Below are 473 nucleotides of genomic sequence, written 5' to 3'. Positions count from 1 at the left end.
CGCGTGCTCTCGTCATGCGACCGGCATCGTCGCGACGCCGCCACTGTCCTCGCGGACCTCCATGGTCGTGCCGTCGAACTCACCCGGTGAAACCGGCTGAAAACGACCGCCGAGATGGCGTGCGAGAAATGCCTCGACCACCGCGTTGAACGACAGACGGTTGGCAGGGCGCACGAAGCCATGGCCTTCGTCGGGATACAGGACATAGGTGACGGGAACGGCGTTGGCGTGCAGCGCAGCAACCATCTGATCGGCTTCCGACTGGAGCACGCGCGGATCGTTGGCACCCTGGCCGATCAGCAGGGGGCGCGCGATGCGATCGGCGCGATAGAGCGGCGACCGCTCGCGGAGCAGCGCTGCGCCCGCTTCGGTTCGGGGGTCGCCGACCGCGTGATACAGCATGACGCGTTGCGCCTCCCAATAAGGCGGGATCGATGCCATCAGCGTTTCCAGGCTGGACGGGCCGACAACGT

The 473-nt window shown here is 66.6% G+C and carries 1 protein-coding gene; it reads right to left on the bottom strand.

Features of this window, described 5'->3' with window-relative positions; translation table 11 throughout:
* Positions 1 to 12: 12 nt before the first annotated feature.
* Positions 13 to 473 (bottom strand): alpha/beta hydrolase family protein (locus AACY08_RS29290; RefSeq protein WP_339472579.1); only part of this gene is annotated, 461 nt, incomplete at its 5' end.

The organism is Pseudomonas sp. EL_65y_Pfl1_R83 (genome assembly GCF_963970695.1).
Classification (GTDB): domain Bacteria; phylum Pseudomonadota; class Gammaproteobacteria; order Pseudomonadales; family Pseudomonadaceae; genus Aquipseudomonas; species Aquipseudomonas tritici.
This window is presented reverse-complemented; position numbering and strand designations above follow the sequence as displayed.